Below are 398 nucleotides of genomic sequence, written 5' to 3'. Positions count from 1 at the left end.
GATTTTTACCTAGATGGAGTACAACTACCAATCCCACCTGGTAAATTAGAGATTAAAGTTACAAATAAAAATAAAACAGTTGACCTAATAAATCAAGGAGAAGTAAATATATTAAAAAAAGAAGGATTATCTGAAATAAGTTTTGAAGCAGAATTTACACACAACAAACTGCCTTTTTATCGTGGGACTTTTAGGGATGTACAATTCTTTTTAAGTAAACTAGAACTACTAAAAACGGATTGTAAGCCATTTCAATTTATTGTATCTCGTGAACTTGGAAATAAAGTATTATTTAACACTAATAGAAAAGTATCTCTTGAGGAATATAACATAGTAGAAGATGCAGATAATGGTTCAGATGTAAAAGTTGCAATAAAATTAAAACAATATAGAGATTA

1 pseudogene is annotated in these 398 nt (G+C 27.9%); it reads left to right on the top strand.

Annotated features, from left to right (window positions below):
- A pseudogene (locus Q3304_RS20960) lies at positions 1-398 on the top strand (peptidoglycan-binding protein); the annotation flags it as partial.

The sequence above is a fragment of the Clostridioides sp. GD02377 genome (assembly GCF_045899875.1).
Classification (GTDB): domain Bacteria; phylum Bacillota; class Clostridia; order Peptostreptococcales; family Peptostreptococcaceae; genus Clostridioides; species Clostridioides difficile_A.
The sequence above is the reverse complement of the archived record's forward strand: the minus strand, read 5'-3'. Positions and strand labels throughout refer to the sequence as shown.